Source organism: Moraxella caviae, assembly GCF_002014985.1.
In the GTDB taxonomy this organism is placed as follows: Bacteria; Pseudomonadota; Gammaproteobacteria; order Pseudomonadales; family Moraxellaceae; genus Moraxella; species Moraxella caviae.
Map to the genome: position 1 here is coordinate 59,869 of NZ_MUXU01000038.1, position 21,449 is coordinate 81,317.

The following is a 21,449-nucleotide window of genomic DNA, read 5'->3' on the forward strand; positions in this document are numbered from 1 at the left end:
GCCCTTTAAATTTCGCCCTTTAAATAGCTGCATTCGCCAGCCATTTTGTGAAGTTTTATTAAAAAATATTCAGATTTTAACCATCAAAATCTGCCAAAATTTGCGCAAAATTTTGCTCATACATTTTGGTGATTTTTAGCCACATCACCACCGTGTCATCGCCCATTTTACTGATGATTTGCCGCTCTAATTGCGCGACTTTTTGGGCGATTGGCACAGCGATTGTCTCGCCTTTTTTGGTTAAGATGATGATTTTTTTGCGTTTGTCTTGTGCGTCTGTTTGCTCGCTGATTAAGCCTTGCGCTACAAATTCTTTGCAATAATTATGCACCGTCTGCTTTGGTAGTAGCCACTGTTGGCAGATTTTTTGTTGATTGCACGCCTGCATGATTGTTAAGCTGTGATAAATAGCCATCTGCGGATAAGTTATGTCCAGTTTTTTGGCAAGCTCGCCATACAAGCTCTCAATACGGCTGACACTCGCCATCATTTCACCGATTTTATCATCATCGCCACAATCATGGTTTTTGGCGTTATCACCGCCCTGCGTATTTGCGCTTGTCATAATCCACCGCTGCTCGTTTTTACTCAATCAGTCCCAAACAAGACGAATTATAGTACTAAATAAGACTAATTTCTAGCACAAATCGCCATCTTTGTGTTATTTTTTGTAAATTTGCGCCCAAAAATCTTGTATAATAGCCAATTTATGATAACAAATTTTACCGCCAGCCAATGTGGTTTAGTGCGGTTTTAGCCATCAATTTTAGTCACAATTAAGGATTTGCCATGCTCGCCAAACGCCTAATTCCCTGCCTTGACGTTGAAAACGGTCGTGTCGTCAAGGGTGTCAATTTCGTGGACATCAAAGACGCAGGCGATCCTGTGGCAGTTTCCAAAAAATACAATGACGAAGGCGCAGACGAAATCACCTTTTTAGACATCACCGCCACATCGGACGGACGCGACACCACTTATCACATGGTAGAAAAAATCGCGCGCTCCATTTTCATTCCGCTCACCGTGGGCGGCGGCGTGCGTAAGATTGAAGACATCAGAAATCTGCTCAACGCTGGCGCAGATAAAGTCGGCATCAACTCTGCTGCCATCACCAATCCTGACTTGGTCAATGACGCAGCGGCACGCTTTGGCAGTCAGTGCGTGGTGGTGTCCATTGACGCAAAACGTGTGGCGGACGGCAAATGGGAAATTTTCACGCACGGCGGCCGTAAGCCCACAGGCATTGACGCAGTAGAATGGGCGGTGCAAATGACCAAGCGTGGCGCTGGCGAACTTTTGGTAACCAGCATGGACGGTGATGGCACACGCCAAGGCTATGATTTGGCATTGACACGCACCATCAGTGATTTGGTGAACATTCCTGTCATCGCCAGCGGTGGCGTGGGCAATTTACAGCACCTAGCCGATGGCGTGCTACAAGGCGGTGCGGACGCTGTGCTTGCCGCCAGCATTTTCCATTTTGGCGATTACAGCATTCGTGAAGCCAAAGAATTTATGGCAAATCAAGGGATTGCGGTGCGGTTGTGATGCTATGCTGTACTTTACCGCACTTCAAATCTAAATTAAAAAACGGTTGTAGATTGGGTTAAAGAATGGTTTGTAAGTTGGGTTGAGTGAAACGAAAACCCAACAAATTTATCGGTTATCCTTAGGAATGTTGGGTTGCGCTACGCTAACCCAACTTACGGTTTTATACCAACCCAGCTTACGCTTTGACGTTCTCTCAGCTTACGGTTTGATGTGATTTTTCCGTTCGCCCTTAAGCTTGTCGAAGGGTGAATGCGGTGGAAATCTAAACCTAAAAACCGTCAGGTTTAACAAGCTCACCACGAACGGTTTTTTGATTTTGTACGCTCTTTAAGCGAACAATTTTTCAATTTGACACACCGTTTGAACAACTACTTTTTATTTATTGCAAATTCCCGCACAAACCACCGCACAACTTAAAAATCCTGCGATAAATTTCGCCACTGGGTGCAAACTTTATCAAAAATCAAGCAAAATTATGCTAAAATAGAAGAAACCTCCCAATTTTACACAATCACTTGGATAACATCTATGAACTATCAAACCGAACACGCCAACATCACAAACCTAGATGGCGCACTGGATCAAAATGCCGACTTGCGCATTGGTATCGCTGTGGGTCGTTTTAATGGCTTTTTGGTAGAAAGTCTGGTAGAAGGCGCAAAAGATGCACTGCTGCGTCATGGCGTGGCTGGCAAAAACATCACCATCGTGCGTGTGCCGGGGGCATTTGAGCTGCCATTGACCGCAAAACGCATGGCGACCAGTGGTAAATTTGACGCCATCGTGGTGCTGGGTGCGATTATCCGCGGCGCAACGCCACACTTTGACATCGTGGCATCTGAAAGCGCCAAAGGCCTAAGCCACGTTGCGCTGCATCACGACATTCCTGTGATTAACGGCATTTTGACCACCGAAAACATCGAGCAAACCATTGAGCGTGCTGGCACAAAAGCAGGCAACAAAGGCTACGAAGCTGCCATGACCGCCATTGAAATGGTCAGCGTGCTAAAGGCAATCTAAGGGGCAAACATGACCACGACCCCAGAATTTGACCTAAGCGAAACTGGCTACAAAACCAGCTACACCGCTGTGCGTAAGGCGCGCCGCTTTGCGCTGCAAGGCTTGTACGAGTGGCTTTTGACCGATTATCGTTTTGCTACGAGCAATAAAGACCTACAAGGTGGCAACGAGCCGCACACCATCGCCGCACGCACACGCGCCGAAAACGCCATGCACACCGTGCATTTGGGCTATTATCACGAACTGATGCGCAATATCCCAAACGAAGCTGGCGAGCTGATTGTAGAGCTTTCACGCTTTATTGATCGTAATTTTGAGCAGCTGGACGCCGTAGAGCGTGCGATTTTGCTCATTGGCGCTTACGAGCTAAAACACAGCCTGCACGTTCCTTATAAAGTGGTGCTTGATGAAGCCATGCAGCTGAACGCCCATTTTGGCGGCGCAGACGGGCATAAGCTCATCAATGCTGTGCTGGATCGCTACGCCAAAGAAGCACGCAGCACCGAAGTGGCGGCACATAAAGCCGCAAAATCTGCCGAATAAATCGCCACTGACAACACCCTGCTTTTTATCAATGTGGGGCGTTTTGTTAAGTTGGCGGTTTGATTTGTCTGGCTTGCAAATTAAGCTGACTTATAAGCAGCCTGCGATTTGACGTGATTTTTCCGTTCGCTCTTAAGCTTGTCGAAGGGTCGAACTGATGAAAGATTGAGCCTGAAAAACCGTCAGGTTTAACAAGCTCGCCACGAACGGCTTTTCAATTTGGCGCACTCACCACGAACGGTTTTTTGATTTGATACGCCTTTTGAACGAACGATTTTTCTAATTTGGCACACTTTTAAACGATTGCCCAAATTTTCACAAAACCCAAAAACCAACAAACACCGCAAATCCTACGCACCCATCACCATGTCTGAATTTTCATTGATTGCCGATTATTTTTCTCGCCACGCGCCAAATGACGGCTTGGGTGTGGGCGATGACTGCGCCATCATCACACCGCCAGCCAATCAAGTGCTGGTGGCGTGCGCCGACACACTCATCAGCGGTCGGCATTTTCCCATAGACACCGCGCCCCACGCCATCGGATATAAGGCGGTGGCGGTGAATTTATCCGACCTTGCCGCCATGGGCGCACGTCCGCACAGCATTTTACTCGCCCTGTCCTTGCCAAGCATGGATAAGGCGTGGCTTGGTGAATTTAGCCGTGGCTTGTATGAAATTTGCGATGAATTTGGCGTGCAGCTCATCGGCGGCGACACCACCAAATCGCCCACGCTCACCATCAGCGTGAGTGCGTTTGGTTTTATGACTGCCGATAAAGCCGTCAAGCGCAGTGGCGCAAAAATTGGCGATGTGATTTGCGTCAGCGGTCAGCTTGGCAGTGCCGCTTTCGCCTTGCAAAACCCCAATTCACCGCTGCAGCACACGCTGGATTATCCTGTGCCACAAGTGGCGCTTGGGCAGATTTTGGCGGATTTTGCGCACGCCATGATTGATGTGTCGGACGGCTTGGCACAAGATTTGGGGCATATTTTAACCGCCAGCGATGTGGGTGCTGAGCTGTATTTAGAGCAAATTCCGCTACACCCACTGCTACAAACTCTGCCTTTTGAAACCGCCATGCGCCACGCACTCGCTGGGGGCGATGATTATCAGCTGTGCTTTACCATCTCGCCAGATAATTTAGAAAAACTTAAAAATAAGCACCCAAATCTACCCATTTTCCCCATCGGCAAAATCACAAAAACGCGCACGCAGCACACACTTATACAAAACAACACACAAAATACCGTACAAAACTTGCGCTTAATTTGCTATCATAAAGGGGAAATTTTCCCAATAAACGCAGCAGGATTTAATCACTTTGACTAAGCCAGAAAATCAACCAGCCAGCCAATCAGCAACAACGCACGCCAGCGGTCTTGAAAAAGCCGTGTACTGGCTGGGCTTAGGGCTGGGTTCTGGCTTGCCAAGACACGCCCCCGGTACTTGGGGTTCTTTGGCGGCATTGGCGCTTGGCGTACCGATGATGTTGCTTGGGTTTTATGCCTATTTGGCGATTGTCATCATCGCTGCACTGATTGGCAGCTATGTGTGCGGCACGACTTCTCGCCTGATGGGCGGACACGACAACCCACACATCGTCTTTGATGAATGGGTAGGCATGTGGATTGCGCTGCTGCCTGTGGCGCTGCTCATCGGCGAAGTGGGCGGCTGGCGTGCGGCGGTTTTGATGTCTGGCAATTTTTTGTGGGTGCTGTTTGCGCTTGGTTTACCGTTTGCGCTGTTTCGCTTGTTTGACATCATCAAACCCTTTCCGATTCGCTGGGTGGACAAGAACGTCTCGGGCGGTTTTGGTATTTTGATTGATGATGTACTGGCTGGCATTATGGCGGCGATTGCGTGGGTTTTGGTGGCTTATATTTGATAAGGAGATGTCATGATAGTATCATTTCAGCTAGACGATCATTTGGCGCGGCTCTTTTTGGAAAACACCACCAAAGAAAAACGCAACAGTCTTTTATCGTCATTCGTGGCGGATTATCTGTCAAACTCTGCTGCCGAAAATCACAAAAATACCCCTTTGGATTTTGTTGGTATGTGGGCAGACTCAGACATTAAGCCTAATGAGTTTGCTCACACTTTAAGACAAGGCAGAGATTTTCGTGCTGATTGACACCGATGTTTTGATTTGGCTGGCAAAAAACAATGCCAATGCGCAAAAGCTGCTACTCAATCAGCACGCCAAATACTTGTCTGCCGTGACTTATATGGAAATGCTGCAAGGCATGCGCAACAAACAAGAAATGCACGCCTTTTTAAAACATTTGCCAGCGTACAATTACAACATTTTACCCATCAATGAACAAATCAGCCAGACGGCTTGTCAATTGGTGGCGGACTATGCTTTATCGCACGCCATGCAAATGGGAGACGCTTTGATTGCCAGTACTGCTTTACATCACGGATTGCCTTTATTTTCGGCAAATCATAAGCATTTTGGGTTTATTGACGGGCTTCAACTACAAAAATTTTGCGTATAGTGTCATCAGCCCACAGTTTTAAAATAGCTTACAAACCTACTTTTAAAAAATTTACGCAGGTCAAATTTACCCTACAATTATACCGAATTTATCATAAAATTTTGACAATTCACCGCATGGTTATTCAATGGATTTAAAAAACGCACGAACCAACACACAAACCAGTGCGCAAAATCCATTGAAAGCCATCATTGCATAAGGATTTATCATGTCTGTTTCTATCATCATCTTGGCGGGCGGCAAAGGCACTCGCATGAAATCCATCAAGCCAAAAGTGCTACAAACCTTGGCAGGCAAGCCGCTTTTGCGCCATGTTTTGGACACTTGCAAGCCGCTAAACGCCAAGCATACCATCTTAATCTACGGCTACAACGGTCAGATGGTCAAAGACGAAATCCGTGATGACGGCATTGTCTGGGCAGAGCAAGCCGAGCAACTTGGCACAGGACACGCCGTACAAATGGCTTTGCCGCACTTGCCAAAAGACGGCAAAAGCCTGATTTTGTATGGCGATGTGCCGCTGACACAGCTTGACACACTGCAAAAACTCATCGACAGTAACATGGACGGCATTTCTATGCTGACGCTGGAAGTGGACAATCCTTTTGGGCTTGGGCGCATCATTCGTGATGACGGCAAAGTGGTCGCCATCGTAGAAGAAAAAGACGCAAACGACAGCCAAAAACAAGTCAAAGAAATCAATAGCGGCATTTATTGTGTGGACAACGCCCTTTTGCACGATTATTTACCAAAACTTAACAATGACAACGCCCAAGGCGAATACTATCTCACCGACATCATTAAAATGGCGGTGGCGGACAACGTAGACATCAGCACCATCAGTCCTACTTTGGCGTTTGAAATTGAAGGGGTGAACGACCGCATTCAGCTGGCAAATCTTGAGCGCACTTATCAGGCGCACCAAGTTCACGCCCTGCAAATCGCTGGCGTACAATTTGCCGACCCAAGCCGTGTGGATATTCGTGGCACGCTAAGCTGCGGCAGCGATGTGTTCATTGACATCAACACCGTCTTTACTGGCGATGTGCGCCTAGAAAATGGCGTGCGCATTGACGCTGGCAATATCATCACCGACTGCACCATCGGCGAAAACAGCCACATCAAGCCAAACTGCGTGCTGAGCGAAAGCCAAATCGGACAAGGCGTGGCAATCGGGCCGTTTGCGCACATTCGCCCAAAATCTGACATTGGCGATGACGTGAAAATCGGCAACTTTGTGGAAACCAAAAAATCCACGCTGCACGCAGGCGCAAAAGTCAGCCACCTAAGCTACATTGGCGATGCCATCGTGGGACGTGAAGTCAATGTGGGCGCAGGGGTGATTACTTGCAATTATGATGGCGTGAATAAATTCACCACCGAAATTGGCGATGGCGCATTCATCGGCAGTAATTCAAGCCTTGTTGCGCCTGTGAAAATCGGCGAGAACGCCACGATTGGCGCAGGCTCAGTCATCACCAAAGACGCACCAGATGGCAAACTTGCGGTCGCCAGAAGCCGCCAAACCGTGATTGATGGCTGGCAACGCCCTAGCAAGAAATAATTCGCCAACTCAAATCAACGACAAAAACCCCAAGCCGTCCGATTGTCATCAGGCGACTTGGTGTTTGGTGTACTGGTATAATTTTGTAAGCACACTCACCAACAATCCCAAAGCCATCTTCAACCATCGCCCACCAAGGACAAGCCATGCGCTTTCAGCAATTTTTAGCCCAGCAAAATATTGAATTTTCCGCCAAACGCTATGGGCTGGATGCGGTGAATTTTATGGCACTTGGGCTGTTTAGCTCGCTAATTATTGGCTTGATTTTAAAAAATCTTGGCACTTGGCTGGGCGCAGAATTTTTGGTGGACGTTGGCACGCAGGCGCAGGCGGCAATGGGTGCAGCCGTGGGCGTGGGCGCAGCTTTTGGGCTAAAAGCGCCGCCTTTGGTACTGTTTGCCAGCGTCATCACAGGGCTGGCTGGTGCAAGCGCAGGCGGCGTGGTAGGCGCGTTTGTTGCGGCGGCGGTTGGCGCAGAATTTGGCAAACTTTTGCACAAAATCACGCCCATTGACATCATCATCACGCCTGCCGCCACGCTCATTGCAGGGCTGCTTTCAGCGCAGTTTTTTGCGCCCATCATCGCAGCTATTATGGCAAGTTTGGGCGAATTTATCATGTGGGCGGTGGAGCTGCAGCCGATTGTGATGAGCGTCATCGTGGCGGTGGTGATGGGCATGGTGCTGACCTTGCCGATTTCTAGTGCGGCACTTGCCATCAGTTTGTCGCTTGGCGGCGTGGCTGCAGGCGCAGCAACGATTGGCTGTGCGGCGCAGATGGTGGGTTTTGCGGTGATGGGCTGGCGTGATAACGGCGTGGCGGGCGTGCTGTCAAACGGACTTGGCACGAGTATGCTACAAATGCCAAACATCATCAAAAATCCCAAAATTTGGATTCCGCCAACGCTTTCTGGGGCGCTGCTTGCGCCTTTTGGGGCGCTGTTTGGCATGGCGAATGTGCCGAGCGGTGCTGGCATGGGGACGAGCGGTTTGGTTGGGCAAGTTGGCACGCTAGAAGCGATGGGTGCAAGTGCGCAAACGCTGGTGTTGATTGGGCTGTTTCACATCGTGTTGCCTGCGATTTTGACGCTGATTTTCGCTCATTTTATGCGCAAAAAAGGCTGGATTAAGACGGGTGATTTGCGTTTGACGGATTGATTTTTGCAAACTAAAAACCAAACGTTGCAACACGTTATTTGTGCAAAATTTATACCGCTGAGTTTATATCGCCAAATTTACACCATTCAAGAAACCTGCTAATATAAGCTGGACAAGTTTGGCGGTGGTGAATGAAATAATAAGCCAAGTGCCATAAAATAACCACAGCGATGGCGATCTGCCATTCATATCAAAGCTGCAAAATCTTGCCAATTATTAAGATTTTCTTAAAAATATTCCAAAACCTAACAACAATAAGAGACCATCATGACCGATTTAGCCGTTCACATCATCAACCACCCTTTGGTGCGCCACAAATTGTCGCTCATGCGTGAAGCCGACTGCAGCACCTATAAATTTCGCACGCTGGCAAACGAGCTGGGCAGGCTGATGGCGTATGAAGCCAGCCGTGATTTTGAGATTGAAACCTTCAAAATGCAAGGCTGGTGCGGCGAGATTGATGGCAAGCAAATCAAGGGTAAAACCGTAACGCTTGTGCCGATTTTGCGTGCTGGTTTGGGTATGCTGGATGGCGTACTGGATTTATTGCCGACCGCTAAAATTTCTGTCGTGGGCTTGCAGCGAGACGAAGCCACGCTTGAGCCTGTGCCGTTTTTTGAAAAATTTGTCAATGACATTGATAAGCGACCTGCGATGATTTTAGACCCTATGCTGGCGACTGGCGGCAGTATGGTGGCAACGATTGACATGCTTAAAAAACATGGCTGTAAAAACATCAAAGCACTGGTGCTGGTGTCCGCCCCTGAGGGCGTGCGCGCGGTGAACGAAGCGCACCCAGATGTGAAAATTTACACCGCCGCGCTGGATAGCCATCTGAACGAACAAGGCTACATCATTCCCGGACTTGGCGATGCTGGCGATAAAATTTTTGGTACTAAGGCACTGTGATTTACGCTGATGATAAAAACCCAAAACATGAGAGTTTTGGGTTTTTTAAGTTATGCTTATAAATATTACAATTCATTTACTGCCATCAAGTTCTTGCTCAAGCTCTGCCATCGCCGTACGCGCAATACGAAACGCATCTACTGCAGCTGGTACACCGCCATAAATCGCCACTTGCAGCAATACTTCACGAATTTTTTCTTGCGGTACACCATTACGCAAAGCGCCTTTGACGTGTAATGCCAATTCGTGCGGTCGGTTCAGCACAGCAATCATCGCAAGATTTATCAAGCTGCGCTCAGCACGCTCAAGCCCATCACGACCCCACACTGCACCCCAACAGTATTCTGTAACCAGTCGCTGCAACGGCAAACTAAAATCATCTGCCGCGCCGATGGCACGCTCAACGTATAACTCACCCAGCACAGCCTTACGATTTGCTAGCCCAAGCTCAAACAGTTCATCATTCATTTTCACACTCATCATTTTTTCTCCTTAAAACACCTTGTTTTACCGCGGCTTGTTATGCCAAGCCACCAAACAGCGTGTATTTGATTTGCAGATATTCATCAATGCCGTATTTTGAGCCTTCCCGACCCAGTCCTGACTGCTTGATGCCGCCAAAAGGAGCGACTTCCGTTGAAATCATGCCTTGGTTAATCCCCACCATGCCATATTCTAGCGCATCACTCATACGCCACGCCCTACCCAAATCTTTGGTATAGCAATACGCCGCCAACCCAAACTGTGTATCATTCGCCATAGCAATAGCTTCTTCTTCGCTATCAAAGCAAAACACGGCTGCCACCGGACCAAAAGTTTCGTCCTTTGCCACCATCATATTTGGCTTAGCGTCAGCGATAAGCGTTGGCTCAAAAAACAGCTCGCCTGCACCATGCGGCTGTCCGCCCACAATCAATCTGGCTTTATGCGCTAATGCATCTGCGATGTGCGATTGAACTTTTTGCACCGCCGCATGGTTAATCAAAGGACCAATGGTTGTGCCTGTCGTCGCTCCATCGCCCACTTTTAGCGTCATGATTTTTTCACGTAAGGCTTGTACAAAATTATCATACACACCCTTTTGCACCAAAAAGCGATTTACACACACGCACGTCTGCCCCGCGTTACGAAATTTTGCTGCCATCGCACCTGCAACCGCCTGTTCGATATCTGCATCATCAAAGACGATGAAAGGCGCATTACCACCAAGCTCCAGCGATACTTTTTTAAGCGTGCGTGCTGATTGCTCGTACAAGAGCTTGCCCACCGGCGTAGAACCAGTAAAGCTCAGCTTATGCACATCTTCACTTTGCAGCAGAGCTTCGCCAATCGCTATCGCATCACCAGTAATGACACTCATTAACGCACTGGGTAAACCTGCCTGCAACGCCAAATCCATCAAAGCCAATGCTGTAAATGGTGTTTCTGGTGCTGGCTTAACAATACACGCACAGCCAGCCGCTAAAGCTGGCGCAACCTTTCTAGTAATCATTGCCGCTGGAAAATTCCACGGTGTAATCGCAGCCACCACGCCCACAGGTTGCTTGCTGACGATGATTTTACTATCTGCTATAGGGCTTGGAATCACATCACCGTATACGCGCTTGGCTTCTTCGGCAAACCACGACACAAAACTTGCCGCATACACAATCTCGCCACGCGCTTCAGCAAGAGGCTTGCCTTGCTCTGCTGTCAAAATCTGTGCCAACTCATCAGCATTCTGCACGATTAAATCATACCATTTCATCAAAATCTCTGCACGCGATTTGGCGCTGGTGCGCTGCCATGCCTGCTGTGCTACTTTGGCAGCCTTGATGGCATTTTTGGTTTCTTGCTCGCCTAAAAATGGCACGCTACCAATGACTTGCAGTGTGGCTGGATTGATGATTTCTTGGGTTTTACCATCTGCTGCACTGCACCATTTACCTACCACAAAGGCTTGCTCACGAAACAATGAAAATGTTTGTAAATTCATAGTATTTATCCATATTTGATTGCTGCTCTGATCTCATTTTTCACCAACTGGCTGCGGCTTGTTTAATAGCACGAAAGCAAATGCCGTTACCACAAGTCCCACAATCCACGACACATCGACATTTGGCACAACATCCGCCCACACACCTGTGAAAAAGGCATTTTTCAAAAATGGGATTTGCACCACGATACCAAGCGCATACACCGACAACGCTTTAATGTTGTATTTGCCATAAATACCACCATCGTCCGCAAAAATCGCACCAATGTCATAGCACTTACGATTCAGCCAATAAAAATCCAATACATTAATCACCACCCATGACACTAGGATAAACAGCAAGGCAAAAATCAAATTTAAAAAATGACCAATAAAATCATGGGAAGCCCATAAGGCCACTGCCGTAGAGGCCGCCAGCACCAACACAGAAGCTGCCATGCGCACAGTCTTATTTGGAATCCACTGCCCCACAAAGGTTTGTACCGCTGTGATGAATGATAATACCGCACCGTACAGATTCATCGCATTATGTCCGATGATGTTCAGCAAAAACAGCACCATCAGCACCACGCCAAACCACCCTGTACTGTCTTTGACTGCTGCCATTGCATCGCTACCACCTGCAACACTTACTGCCACCATGCCAAAACAAAACGCAAAAATCGTCCCAACTGCCGCACCCAAATACGTCATAATAAAAGGCTTAAACACACCAATTTCTTTAGGTAGATAACGTGAATAATCAGACGTGTATGGCGAAAAGCTGATCTGCCACACCGCACAAATACAAAACATCGCAAACCAACCTGACAAATTAAACGCACCTTGCGCCAGCACATCAGCATTCATTTGGCGCAGCATCAATACAAAACCAATCAACAACGCCGCACCCATCAGCCAAGTACCGACTTTGTTAAAAGAATGAATCAGATGGTAGCCAATAATCCCCATCAAAGTTGCGCCCACCGCACCAATGATGGTGGCAAGCTCAATGTTAATCGCTGGCATGACTGTATTTAGTGTCTTGCCTGACAAAATGATATTTGAAATGAAAAACCCCAAATAAATCAAAGTCGTAAAGCCTACTACCAACAGCGATCCATAGCGCCCAAATTGCGCACGACTTTGAATCATCTGCGGAATGCCGACTTGCGGGCCTTGAGCTGATGCCAATGCCAAAAATAGCGCACCAAAGAAATGTCCTGCTACGATAGCGCTCAGCGCACTCATCACATCAAGCCCAAAAGTTACTACAGACATCGCACCAGTAATCACCGCTAAAGGTGCAATGTTAGTACAAAACCATAAGGTAAATAAATCAGCAACACTGCCGTGTCGTTTATTTTCTGGCACATAGTCAATGCTGTTACTTTCAATGGCAAATGCGCCATTATTTTGCTGCTCCATGCCGCAACTCCTTTACATTCTCCTAGCGCATCACAAAAGGATCAACGATCGCTTCGTCTGACGTGCGCACCCATACCGATTTGACGGTAGTATAATCCAGCATGGCTTCTTTGCCACTTTCTCTACCATGTCCGCTCAGCCCATAGCCGCCAAAAGGCACCAAAGGCGAAATCGCACGATAAGTATTTACCCATACTACTCCAGCACGGATAGCCTTTGTCATACGATGGGCGCGACTAAGATTGGTTGTGAATACACCAGAAGCTAGGCCAAATGCTGTTTGATTAGCCTTTGCCACCGCTTCTTCTTCGCTATCAAAGACATCTACCGACAATACAGGGCCAAACAGCTCCGTCATCACGCATTCAGCTTGTGGCGCAGCGGTGCAATCCAACACCGTTGGCGGATAGTAATTCCCCTGACGATTTAATCTTTTACCACCTACCAAAAGTTTTGCGCCTTGCACCAGCGAATTTGCTACCACCTGCTCAATGAAAGCTATCTGCTTTTGTGTACATAATGGACCATATTCGGTCGCCATATCGTCAGGTGCACCGATACGGATACCATCAAGCCGAGCCAATAATTGCGATAAAAATTTATCCTTAATGCCAGATTGCACAAGCAAGCGAGAGCCTGCCACGCAGCTTTGTCCGCTGGCGGCAAAAATCGCTGCCAACTGTGCATTTACCGCACTGTCCAAATCCGCATCATCAAAGACGATAAATGGCGATTTTCCGCCCAGTTCTAGCGAAACTTGGGCCAGATTTTGCGCGCTATTTTGGACAATGCGTCTGGCAGTTGACACACCGCCAGTAAAGGCGATTTTGGCGATGTCTGGGTGTGTGGTCAGTACTTGTCCGCAATCATCAGCAAACCCTGTGATAATATTCACCACGCCTGCTGGCAAGTCCACCTCGTCAATCACCTTGGCAAAGGCAAGTAGCGGTGCTGGTGCTTCTTCAGAAGCCTTGATTACCATCGTACAGCCGGCCGCCAAGGCGGGCGCAAGCTTCACCGCCGTCAAAAACAACTGGCTATTCCAAGGAATGATAGCAGCTACCACGCCCACAGGCTCTCTAGCAAGCCAGACGTGCATGTCTGGTTTATCCACAGGCACGAAGCTGCCTTCTGCCTTATCGGCAAGCCCTGCATAGTAGCGATAATATTCAGCGATGTAGGCAATTTGATTGCTGGTCTCTCTGATGATTTTGCCAGTGTCTTTAGTCTCAATGGCGGCAAGCATAGGTGCATGACGCTCTAACGCATCGGCGATTTGATACAAAAACTTCGCACGCTCGCCCGCACTCAGCCCCGACCAGCAGCCACTGTCAAAGGCTCGCTTGGCAGCAGATACCGCCTGCCCTACTTCACTTTGCTTCGCTCTGGCGATACTTGCCCACGCTTTTTCGGTGGCAGGATTGATACTCTCAAAACAATCCGCCGTCTCTACAAATTTGCCATCTATGTATAACGAAAACTTTTCCATGTTATCTTTTCCTATGCAAACGCTGGCATCACTTCATGAATCATGCGCTCTAGCGATGCTTTTTTACGCTCAAAGCTCATACCGCTGTCAATCCACATAGAATACTCGTCATAGCCCATCGCTTCGTACTTTTTGATGCGCGCAATCACCTCGTCTGCCTGACCGATGACTTTGTTTTCACGCATGGCTTTGGCGCTGTAATAAGTATTGGCAGTGATTTCTTCTTGGCTTAATGGCGCAATTAAGCCCTGTGTGATATTCCTCTCATTTTTAAACCACGCACCAAAATAGTTGTAAAACGTATTCAGCTCATCAGCCGCCAAAAGCGCATCTTCTTCGCTGTCAGCCACATAAGTGTGGTTAAGCAGCATGATTTTTGGACGTGGCACATCGCTAAATTTTTCGCACGCCGCATTAAAGTGTCCGATGAGCTTTTCTACTTCTTCATCGCCTAAATGCAGCGGTGTTACTTGTACATTGCAACCATTTTGTACAGCAAATTCATGGCTGTTCGGATCTCTTGCCGCCACCCAGATTGGGATAGGATTTTGTAGTGGTTTTGGTGATGATGTGGTTTTTGGAAATTGCCAAAATTCACCATCATGTGTATAATCGCCCTGCCACAGCGCACGCAGCGCAGGAATCATTTCACGCAATCTTTGACCTGCACCCCACGCATCAAGCCCTGGCAACATACGCTCATATTCAAACGAATACGCTCCGCGCGCAATGCCCAAATCCAAGCGACCATCAGTGATAATATCCGTCATCGCCGCTTCGCCAGCCAGCTTGATAGGATGCCAAAATGGCGCAACCACCGTCCCTGTGCCTAAGCGTACGTTTTTGGTCTTATTTGCCAGATCCACCAAATTTAAAAGTGGATTTGGCGCGATGGTAAAATTCATGCCATGATGTTCGCCTGTCCAGATGGCGTGCATACCGCCTTTATCAGCGATTTGACACAACTCAATCATCTCATCATACAGCTGCTTTTCGGTTTGTGCGTCTGACACGCGCTCCATGTGGATAAATAGTGAAAATTTCATGATGATACTCCGCCCAGTGAATATACTTTTCCTTGATTAAAATTACCCCAATACACGCCATAGGTTTTTAGCGCCACTTCTTTGCGATACCGCTCTAACATGCTTTTTAATGCACTGTCAGCAAGCTGATATTCATCAAGTGCTGCCAGTGGTACAAATTCCCCTTGTAATGCCTGCGTATCTGCCGTACTACATAAAAAGCTGATGTACTGCTTTTTAAACTGCGGCCCGTCATAAACCGAATAAATGAAATTGGCAGCAGCATTAGGCACATATTTTGCAAATAACGCTTCTAGCGCCACCTCGGCAGATTTACCCACCACACACGCTTGTGGTAGCTGCCAAGTGTCTTGAGCATTTTTCTCAAGCAAGATATGATTTTCATCGGTAATAATGGCGCTGACGATAACTTCTTTATTAAACGCCACAATTTCAGCTTCAGTCTTGGCAGGTGTAAAATACGCACCACGATAGTAGCCAAGCCCTGCCAAGCCAGCAGACTCAAATGCCATCACCCTACCAATCAAGATAGCATGATCACCTGCGTCCACCACTTGATGCGTCACGCAGTCAAACCACGCACTGACATCTGACAGTAATGGGTTTTGCTGCTCACTCATGCGCCACGCCACATCGGCAAATCTGTCATCGCTTGGCTTAGCAAAGGTGTTTGAGATGTGTTTTTGGTCTTCAGATAACACGTTAATCGCAAAATGCGCCGCTGTGGTAAACGCCTCATAATTGGACGAACTTTTGGCAATGCTGACCAAAAGTAGTGCCGGATCTAGCGATACAGACGCAAAAGAATTGGCGGTAAAGCCAAGCGGTGTGCCATCTTGACTGGTCGTAACCACCGTTACCCCTGTCATGAATGCACCAAAGGCATTGCGCAGTTCGCGCAGATTTTCCAGATTGCCCATAGATACTCCTTGTTAATTGAATAAACTTTTTATTTTGTCAAAGGTGTATTTAGCCACACTTGCATGGCTTGATTGACTTGCTCTGGCGCAGTCAAATTAACCATATGTCGCTCACCTTTGATGATGACTGCCGAGCCATGTTTGGCAAGTTTTGCCATTTGCTCACTCATCGCCGCAGTAGAATTTAAATCACCATCACCCGTCAAAAACAGCGCAGGACAGCCAATCTCGTGAAAACGCTTGGCATACACATCATCACCATGCGCAAAAGCGGTATACGCTGCGGCATAGCCTGACAGATTTACATCGTCAAGCCATGCTTTGACTTGCTTGGCACAAGCCTGCTCGTGTGGCGCATCACCAAACCAGCGTGAAAGTGGCACAGCGCTATCTACCTGTCCTGATGATAGGCACGCCGCGCGCTCAATCACCGTCCGTCTGGCTTCCATGCTGCGCATAAACACACCATTTAACAGTGCTACACGGCGCACCAAATCCGCTCTAGTAATAGCGACACCAGCAGCAATCAATGAACCCATAGAATGCCCCGCCAAATTCACAGACCTAAAGCCAAGCTCACACCCCAAAGCCTGTAGCGCAAGCACCGCCCAATCTACAAAATCGCTAAGCATAGCACCCTTAGATAAAGGCGTACTTTTTCCATGACCCGGCATATCCAGCGCAATGACTTGATGGCTTTTGGCAAAATACTCAAATTGCGGATACCATGCTGCTGCCTGCATGCCCACACCATGAATCAGCACCAAAGGCTCACCTGTGCCTTGCACCAAGCAATGCACGCTTTGGTTATTTGATAGCTGCAGGGTTATTGATGTCATGTCCCAACTCTTTTAAATCTTCATAACGACTACCAATGCGGTGATGTGGTCGCCCACCTGTCGCCGCGCCTAAAACCACCACCAACTCGTCCGCCGCTGGCGCATCATTGATGGCAAACTGCACCGTCAAATAATGCGAACGCTTGCCTTCATCATTTTTATCCATCATCGGCACTAGGATTGGCGCATTGGCAGGCCCACGCGTGTTATTAAACGCCAAATACGACTTTGCACCCACCGCACTGCGATAAGTATTGCCAAAATGCAACGTATGAATCAGCGCTGATGCGTGTTCAAGCTCACCATCAAGCCCCACCACAGCACACTTACCAAAAGCCTCTACCGCTTCACCAGAGCCAATCTCATCAAGGATTAGCTTGGTTAAATGTGCGCTCAGCACAGGTGCAACTTCACGAATCACAGGACTTAAATCTGCCACATAACCTTGGTTCGCCCAAGGATTTTTAATCACAGCGGCGGCTGCCACCATCTTTAGCGGCGTGTCTGCAGCACGTTCGCCATCTACAAAGACGGTCTCAACGTGCATGACCGTTTTACGAATCAAGTTCATTTTTCACTCCTTTTGAACGGATTAAATGGGTTGTGCTGTTGGAGCAATTTAACCAAAACTAGGCATTAGTCCACACTAAAGTTAAATTACATACAACAAACGCTGAATTGATGAAAACTCTTGTTTAAACACCGAACCACAGCACTTAAATAAGATTTCATTACCTCATCTTATGGTATACCATAATACAATACTACAAGATTTTCGTAAATGCAATACTGTGATATACTATTTGTGAAAATTTTTTGGCATTTTAGGCTGTCTATTGACTTGTATGATTGACGTATTGATATACCTTCATTTTTATCTGGCATGACAACCAAAGTTGCCTAGTATTTAGACAACTTAATTAAATTACTAAACAAGAAGTCAGCGAAACCATTGGAAGCGCTGCACCACATATCATTTAAAAGGAATGACCATGAGCCTAAAAATACAATCACCACCCACTACGCTGCGCGAGCTTAGCCTTGAAAAACTGCGCCATGCCATCATCACAGGCTATTTTCCTGCAGGCACAAGACTGGTAGAGCGCACACTGTGCGATGAGATGGGGGTCAGCCGCTCAGTGGTACGCGAAGCCATTCGCTACCTAGAAGCCGAAGGTCTGGTAGAAGTAATTCCCAACAAAGGGCCGATTGTTGCACGATTGGATTGGCATATTGCTGAGCAAATTTACAAAATTCGCCTGCTGCTAGAATGCAGCGCAGTGGCAGATTGCACGCACAAACTAACCGAAGACATAGCAAAAAAACTCTCGCAAATCATTAACGAACTAAAAATCGCCTCTGAGCTTGACGACATCAATCACACTATCAACCTGTCCACGCAGTTTTATGAGACATTATTTTTGACCGCAGGACATGACATCGCTTGGGAGGTGGTACAGCGGCTCAATGGGCGCATCAGTCGTCTGCGCGCCATGACCATCAAATCCCCAAAACGACAAGTCAGCGGCTATGCGCGTCTGGTGCGAATTTATCAGGCCATGCTGGAAAAAGATGCGCAAAAAGCCCAACAGGCTGTCAGCGACCACATCAATGAAGTGGCAAGCATTGCAAAGGGAATTTTACAAACAGACGAATCAGGCAGTTTGGGATAATCAATCAACTTTCAGCACGCACCGCCAAACTTGGCAAAGCTTTGTAAAATTGCAACATTGGAAGAAAATCAGCACAAAAAACAAAACCCAAAACATGAGAGTTTTGGGTTTTGTCTTAATTGCCTGAACACATCACAAGAACCAATCGGCAATCACCACCGAGCCAACGTACGTCCCTGTAAAAGTAAGCAGCGCAATGATGGCGATTTTTATGCCAGATTTTTTAAACAAATTCACTTCCGCGCGAGAAATTGCAAGCCCTGCATAAGCCAGCGCAGGCGTAATCAATGGCAATAAACCCAGTTTGTCTGTTGCGGCAATGACGTTATCCGCCATCGGCATGGCAGGCAGCGCAAAACAAATCGCCACCACAGATACCCACGCAATGCTTGGTACGCCAAGTTTTACCACATTTTTTATCAGCACACCAATCACACAGCACACAAGCAAAATCAGCATGCCCAAAAAGCTCTCAGCAGGGCTTGTGCCAGTACCAACCCAGTTCACCACAAGCATCATCACCCCAGCAAACACAAGCGCAATCAAAGTTTGCCCAAGCGATAACACCACTTCTTCGTTGTCTGAAAGACTCACAAACTCATCATTAGCCTGTACGGCGGCGTGTTTACGGTGCTTTGTCAGCACACGATACAGCCACTGTGCAAAAGGCAGCGCAATAAAAATTGACACAAACAGCCCAGTTGCATACGTCAAAAGATTGCTTGATGCTGCAAAAGCCACAATGTCATCTTTATGTTCTGGCAAAATTTCAGTCAATGCCGCCGAGCACGCACCCATCATACTGCCAGAACCTACGCCACAGCCCATCGCCAACGCACGCACATCAAACACATTCCAAGAAGCGATGATGGCTGGCATGATGGAAAAATAAATCGCCCCAAACAGCGTTCCCATGACGTACACGCCCATCACACCAATGCCTTCGGGTGTTTTTAATCCAAAGCGATCGGCAATCAGTGCAATGTTTGGCTCACGCGCGATGGAGTGCGTTGCGCCGATGGCTTCTCTACCCATGCCAAAAACAAGCACCGCCACAGGCATGGCGAACAGCACGGTCGCCACATTACCAATTTCTTGTAACAACAGCGATGGGCCAGCGGCGATGATGTCATGAATTTTTGGGCCGATACCTACTGCAAATTTGGCAATAAAAGGCATTAGAAAAATCAAAATCCACTGCGCCGCCACACGATTGCCCGCACCGCCAACCACGTTTTTGGTAATGCTTACGATATTTGGATTAAAAAACGTTGCAAAAACAAAAGCATACAGTAAAGGCAGCAGTACCATTGTACCAATGCCAATGTCAAATTTGGCGATACCGATCCATTCTGCCAAACACGCCAGCACCAAAACTACTGCGTGCAGCCGCCAAGAAAATAAAGCCGATAACGTGATTTTCATCATTCATTCCTTTATTGAAAAACTTACTCATAATCAGCACTCATGCAAGTGCCTTAAATCACACCACTTTGCGCATTTATCCTAATGTGCGCTCCACCAAGCCAACCCACAAATTTGCGCCAATGGCGATGGCATTGTCATTAAAATCATAATAAGGGTTGTGCAATGGCTTGGACGGTCTGTCCGCTTCGTCCACACCCAGCCAAACATAAGCGCCTTTTTTGGCGTTTAGCATAAAAGAAAAATCTTCTGAGGCCATGGTTGGTAAGACGTTTTGCGATACTTTGTCCGCGCCAAACAGCTCTGTCGCTACCTGTCTGATGTGGCGTGCGCAATCGGCATTATTGATGGTGGCAGGATAGCGCTCTTGATAGTCTATCTCGCCTGCCACGCCGTGCAGCGCTGGCAGCTCTTTTACCGCCTGAATGAGCTTGGATTTGACCGTTTGGCGCACATTTTCATCAAGCGCACGCACTGTGCCTTTTAGGCGCACCGTCTCAGGAATGATGTTATAAGTATCACCGCCGTCAATCTGCGTAATGCTCAGTACCGCCGAATCCAGTGGCGAAACCTTACGCGCGATAATGGATTGAGCGTGTAAAATCAACGCCGCAGCCGCCACAATCGGGTCGCACGTCCCTTCAGGCATGGCGGCATGTCCACCCTTGCCCGTCAGCACAATGTCAAAAATATCAAACGACCCCATCATCACGCCATCATTCACGCAAATTTCACCAAGCGTTCTGCCCGGCCAGTTGTGCAAACCATATACTTCATCAATCTCAAAACGCTCAAATAAGCCATCGTCAATCATCGCTTGACCGCCGCCCAAATTCTCTTCGGCTGGCTGGAAAATGAAATACACCGTGCCGTCAAATTGTCCATGCTGCGCCAAATGTGCCGCCGCCGCAAGCAAAATCGCAGCATGGCCATCATGCCCACAAGCGTGCATACGCCCTGATACACAAGAAGCGTGCGCAAAATCGTTCAACTCTGTCATTGGTAGTGCATCAATGTCGGCGCGAATGCCAATGCTGCGCGTGCTTACACCTTTTTTTAGCACACCCACCACGCCTGTGCCAGCAATGCCTGTGTGTACTTGCAAGCCAAATTGACTTAGCGTATCGGCAATGAACTTGGCGGTGGTGTGCTCGTCAAATCCCAGCTCAGGATTGGCGTGTAATTGCTGCCGCCAGCTGATGGCCTGCTGAATTAAGGCTTGTGATATGACAAACGATGCAGATGAATTATTGCTCATGGTAATTTCTCTCGTCATTCAAGTATTGATAAAACGTCATGATTTGACAAAAATTGCCGACTTGTCAAATTCACACTCTTAAAAACTTACAAAATTCTTGCCAAAAAGTATAAAAATCTTTACCATAAACAACAATAGCATTAAATAAAAATTTTGTTACGTTTTTAGC

22 protein-coding genes are annotated in these 21,449 nt (G+C 47.6%); 11 read left to right on the forward strand and 11 right to left on the reverse strand.

All coding sequences use genetic code 11. From position 1 onward, the window contains the following. Positions 1-76: 76 nt before the first annotated feature. The gene (locus B0181_RS06450) at positions 77-565 is read right to left on the reverse strand and encodes a MarR family winged helix-turn-helix transcriptional regulator (protein WP_078276691.1); all 489 of its coding nucleotides are present in this window, start codon (positions 563-565) and stop codon (positions 77-79) included. Positions 566-789: 224 nt separating this feature from the next. Here B0181_RS06450 and hisF point away from each other — a divergent pair, with 224 nt between their 5' ends. The 10 genes from hisF to upp all read left to right on the forward strand — a co-directional run bounded on the left by hisF (position 790) and on the right by upp (position 9,248). Beyond that, a complete protein-coding gene (hisF, locus tag B0181_RS06455; RefSeq protein WP_078276692.1) occupies positions 790-1,548 on the forward strand; it encodes an imidazole glycerol phosphate synthase subunit HisF in 759 nt (252 codons plus the stop codon). A 531-nt stretch (positions 1,549-2,079) separates the two neighbouring features. Beyond that, on the forward strand, positions 2,080-2,571 hold the full coding sequence (gene ribH / locus B0181_RS06460; RefSeq protein ID WP_078276693.1) for a 6,7-dimethyl-8-ribityllumazine synthase: 492 nt from the start codon (positions 2,080-2,082) through the stop codon (positions 2,569-2,571). Between the two features lie 9 nt (positions 2,572-2,580). Next, positions 2,581-3,114, forward strand: a complete 534-nt coding sequence (nusB, locus tag B0181_RS06465; protein ID WP_078276694.1) for a transcription antitermination factor NusB — start codon at positions 2,581-2,583, stop codon at positions 3,112-3,114. A gap of 366 nt (positions 3,115-3,480) precedes the next feature. Then, on the forward strand, positions 3,481-4,446 hold the full coding sequence (gene thiL, locus B0181_RS06470; protein ID WP_078276731.1) for a thiamine-phosphate kinase: 966 nt from the start codon (positions 3,481-3,483) through the stop codon (positions 4,444-4,446). After that, complete coding sequence (locus B0181_RS06475) at positions 4,433-5,002, forward strand: phosphatidylglycerophosphatase A family protein (RefSeq protein WP_078276695.1); 570 nt, start codon at positions 4,433-4,435, stop codon at positions 5,000-5,002. The genes thiL and B0181_RS06475 overlap by 14 nt, the downstream gene beginning before the upstream one ends. A gap of 12 nt (positions 5,003-5,014) precedes the next feature. Continuing rightward, positions 5,015-5,251 carry a hypothetical protein gene (locus B0181_RS06480; protein WP_078276696.1) on the forward strand — a complete coding sequence of 79 codons (237 nt, stop codon included), beginning with the start codon at positions 5,015-5,017 and terminating at the stop codon, positions 5,249-5,251. Further along, on the forward strand, positions 5,241-5,618 hold the full coding sequence (locus B0181_RS06485) for a type II toxin-antitoxin system VapC family toxin (RefSeq protein WP_211276072.1): 378 nt from the start codon (positions 5,241-5,243) through the stop codon (positions 5,616-5,618). Before B0181_RS06480 ends, B0181_RS06485 begins: the two co-directional genes overlap by 11 nt. A gap of 208 nt (positions 5,619-5,826) precedes the next feature. Further along, a complete protein-coding gene (gene glmU, locus B0181_RS06490; protein ID WP_078276697.1) occupies positions 5,827-7,182 on the forward strand; it encodes a bifunctional UDP-N-acetylglucosamine diphosphorylase/glucosamine-1-phosphate N-acetyltransferase GlmU in 1,356 nt (451 codons plus the stop codon). A 146-nt stretch (positions 7,183-7,328) separates the two neighbouring features. Next, positions 7,329-8,339, forward strand: coding sequence for a PTS sugar transporter subunit IIC (locus B0181_RS06495; protein ID WP_078276698.1), 1,011 nt, complete (start codon positions 7,329-7,331; stop codon positions 8,337-8,339). Between the two features lie 267 nt (positions 8,340-8,606). Continuing rightward, positions 8,607-9,248 carry a uracil phosphoribosyltransferase gene (gene upp / locus B0181_RS06500; RefSeq protein WP_078276699.1) on the forward strand — a complete coding sequence of 214 codons (642 nt, stop codon included), beginning with the start codon at positions 8,607-8,609 and terminating at the stop codon, positions 9,246-9,248. Between the two features lie 72 nt (positions 9,249-9,320). Here the strand turns inward: upp and B0181_RS06505 are convergent, their stop codons facing one another. The 8 genes from B0181_RS06505 to B0181_RS06540 are packed head-to-tail and all read right to left on the reverse strand — an operon-like array spanning position 9,321 to position 17,495. Beyond that, positions 9,321-9,716, reverse strand: coding sequence for a carboxymuconolactone decarboxylase family protein (locus tag B0181_RS06505; protein ID WP_078276733.1), 396 nt, complete (start codon positions 9,714-9,716; stop codon positions 9,321-9,323). A gap of 52 nt (positions 9,717-9,768) precedes the next feature. Next, positions 9,769-11,223, reverse strand: coding sequence for an NAD-dependent succinate-semialdehyde dehydrogenase (locus B0181_RS06510; RefSeq protein WP_078276700.1), 1,455 nt, complete (start codon positions 11,221-11,223; stop codon positions 9,769-9,771). Positions 11,224-11,256: 33 nt separating this feature from the next. Further along, complete coding sequence (locus B0181_RS06515) at positions 11,257-12,630, reverse strand: purine-cytosine permease family protein (protein WP_078276701.1); 1,374 nt, start codon at positions 12,628-12,630, stop codon at positions 11,257-11,259. A gap of 22 nt (positions 12,631-12,652) precedes the next feature. Next, positions 12,653-14,119, reverse strand: a complete 1,467-nt coding sequence (locus B0181_RS06520; protein ID WP_078276702.1) for an aldehyde dehydrogenase — start codon at positions 14,117-14,119, stop codon at positions 12,653-12,655. 11 nt (positions 14,120-14,130) lie between these two features. Further along, a complete protein-coding gene (locus tag B0181_RS06525) occupies positions 14,131-15,165 on the reverse strand; it encodes an LLM class flavin-dependent oxidoreductase (protein ID WP_078276703.1) in 1,035 nt (344 codons plus the stop codon). Then, positions 15,162-16,085: a flavin reductase family protein gene (locus tag B0181_RS06530; RefSeq protein WP_078276704.1), complete on the reverse strand. Its 924-nt coding sequence runs from the start codon at positions 16,083-16,085 to the stop codon at positions 15,162-15,164. The genes B0181_RS06525 and B0181_RS06530 overlap by 4 nt, the downstream gene beginning before the upstream one ends. Before the next feature lie 29 nt (positions 16,086-16,114). Further along, positions 16,115-16,924 (reverse strand): alpha/beta fold hydrolase, encoded by an 810-nt coding sequence (locus B0181_RS06535; protein WP_078276705.1) that lies wholly within the window; start codon positions 16,922-16,924, stop codon positions 16,115-16,117. After that, the gene (locus tag B0181_RS06540; protein WP_078276706.1) at positions 16,893-17,495 is read right to left on the reverse strand and encodes an amino acid synthesis family protein; all 603 of its coding nucleotides are present in this window, start codon (positions 17,493-17,495) and stop codon (positions 16,893-16,895) included. Before B0181_RS06540 ends, B0181_RS06535 begins: the two co-directional genes overlap by 32 nt. Before the next feature lie 421 nt (positions 17,496-17,916). Here B0181_RS06540 and B0181_RS06545 point away from each other — a divergent pair, with 421 nt between their 5' ends. Continuing rightward, positions 17,917-18,597 (forward strand): GntR family transcriptional regulator, encoded by a 681-nt coding sequence (locus tag B0181_RS06545; RefSeq protein WP_078276707.1) that lies wholly within the window; start codon positions 17,917-17,919, stop codon positions 18,595-18,597. Between the two features lie 132 nt (positions 18,598-18,729). On the opposite strand, the gene B0181_RS06550 is transcribed toward B0181_RS06545, so the two are convergent. Then, positions 18,730-20,022 carry a DUF3100 domain-containing protein gene (locus B0181_RS06550; protein ID WP_078276708.1) on the reverse strand — a complete coding sequence of 431 codons (1,293 nt, stop codon included), beginning with the start codon at positions 20,020-20,022 and terminating at the stop codon, positions 18,730-18,732. A gap of 76 nt (positions 20,023-20,098) precedes the next feature. Continuing rightward, positions 20,099-21,280, reverse strand: a complete 1,182-nt coding sequence (locus tag B0181_RS06555) for a M20 aminoacylase family protein (RefSeq protein ID WP_078276709.1) — start codon at positions 21,278-21,280, stop codon at positions 20,099-20,101. Positions 21,281-21,449 lie beyond the last annotated feature (169 nt).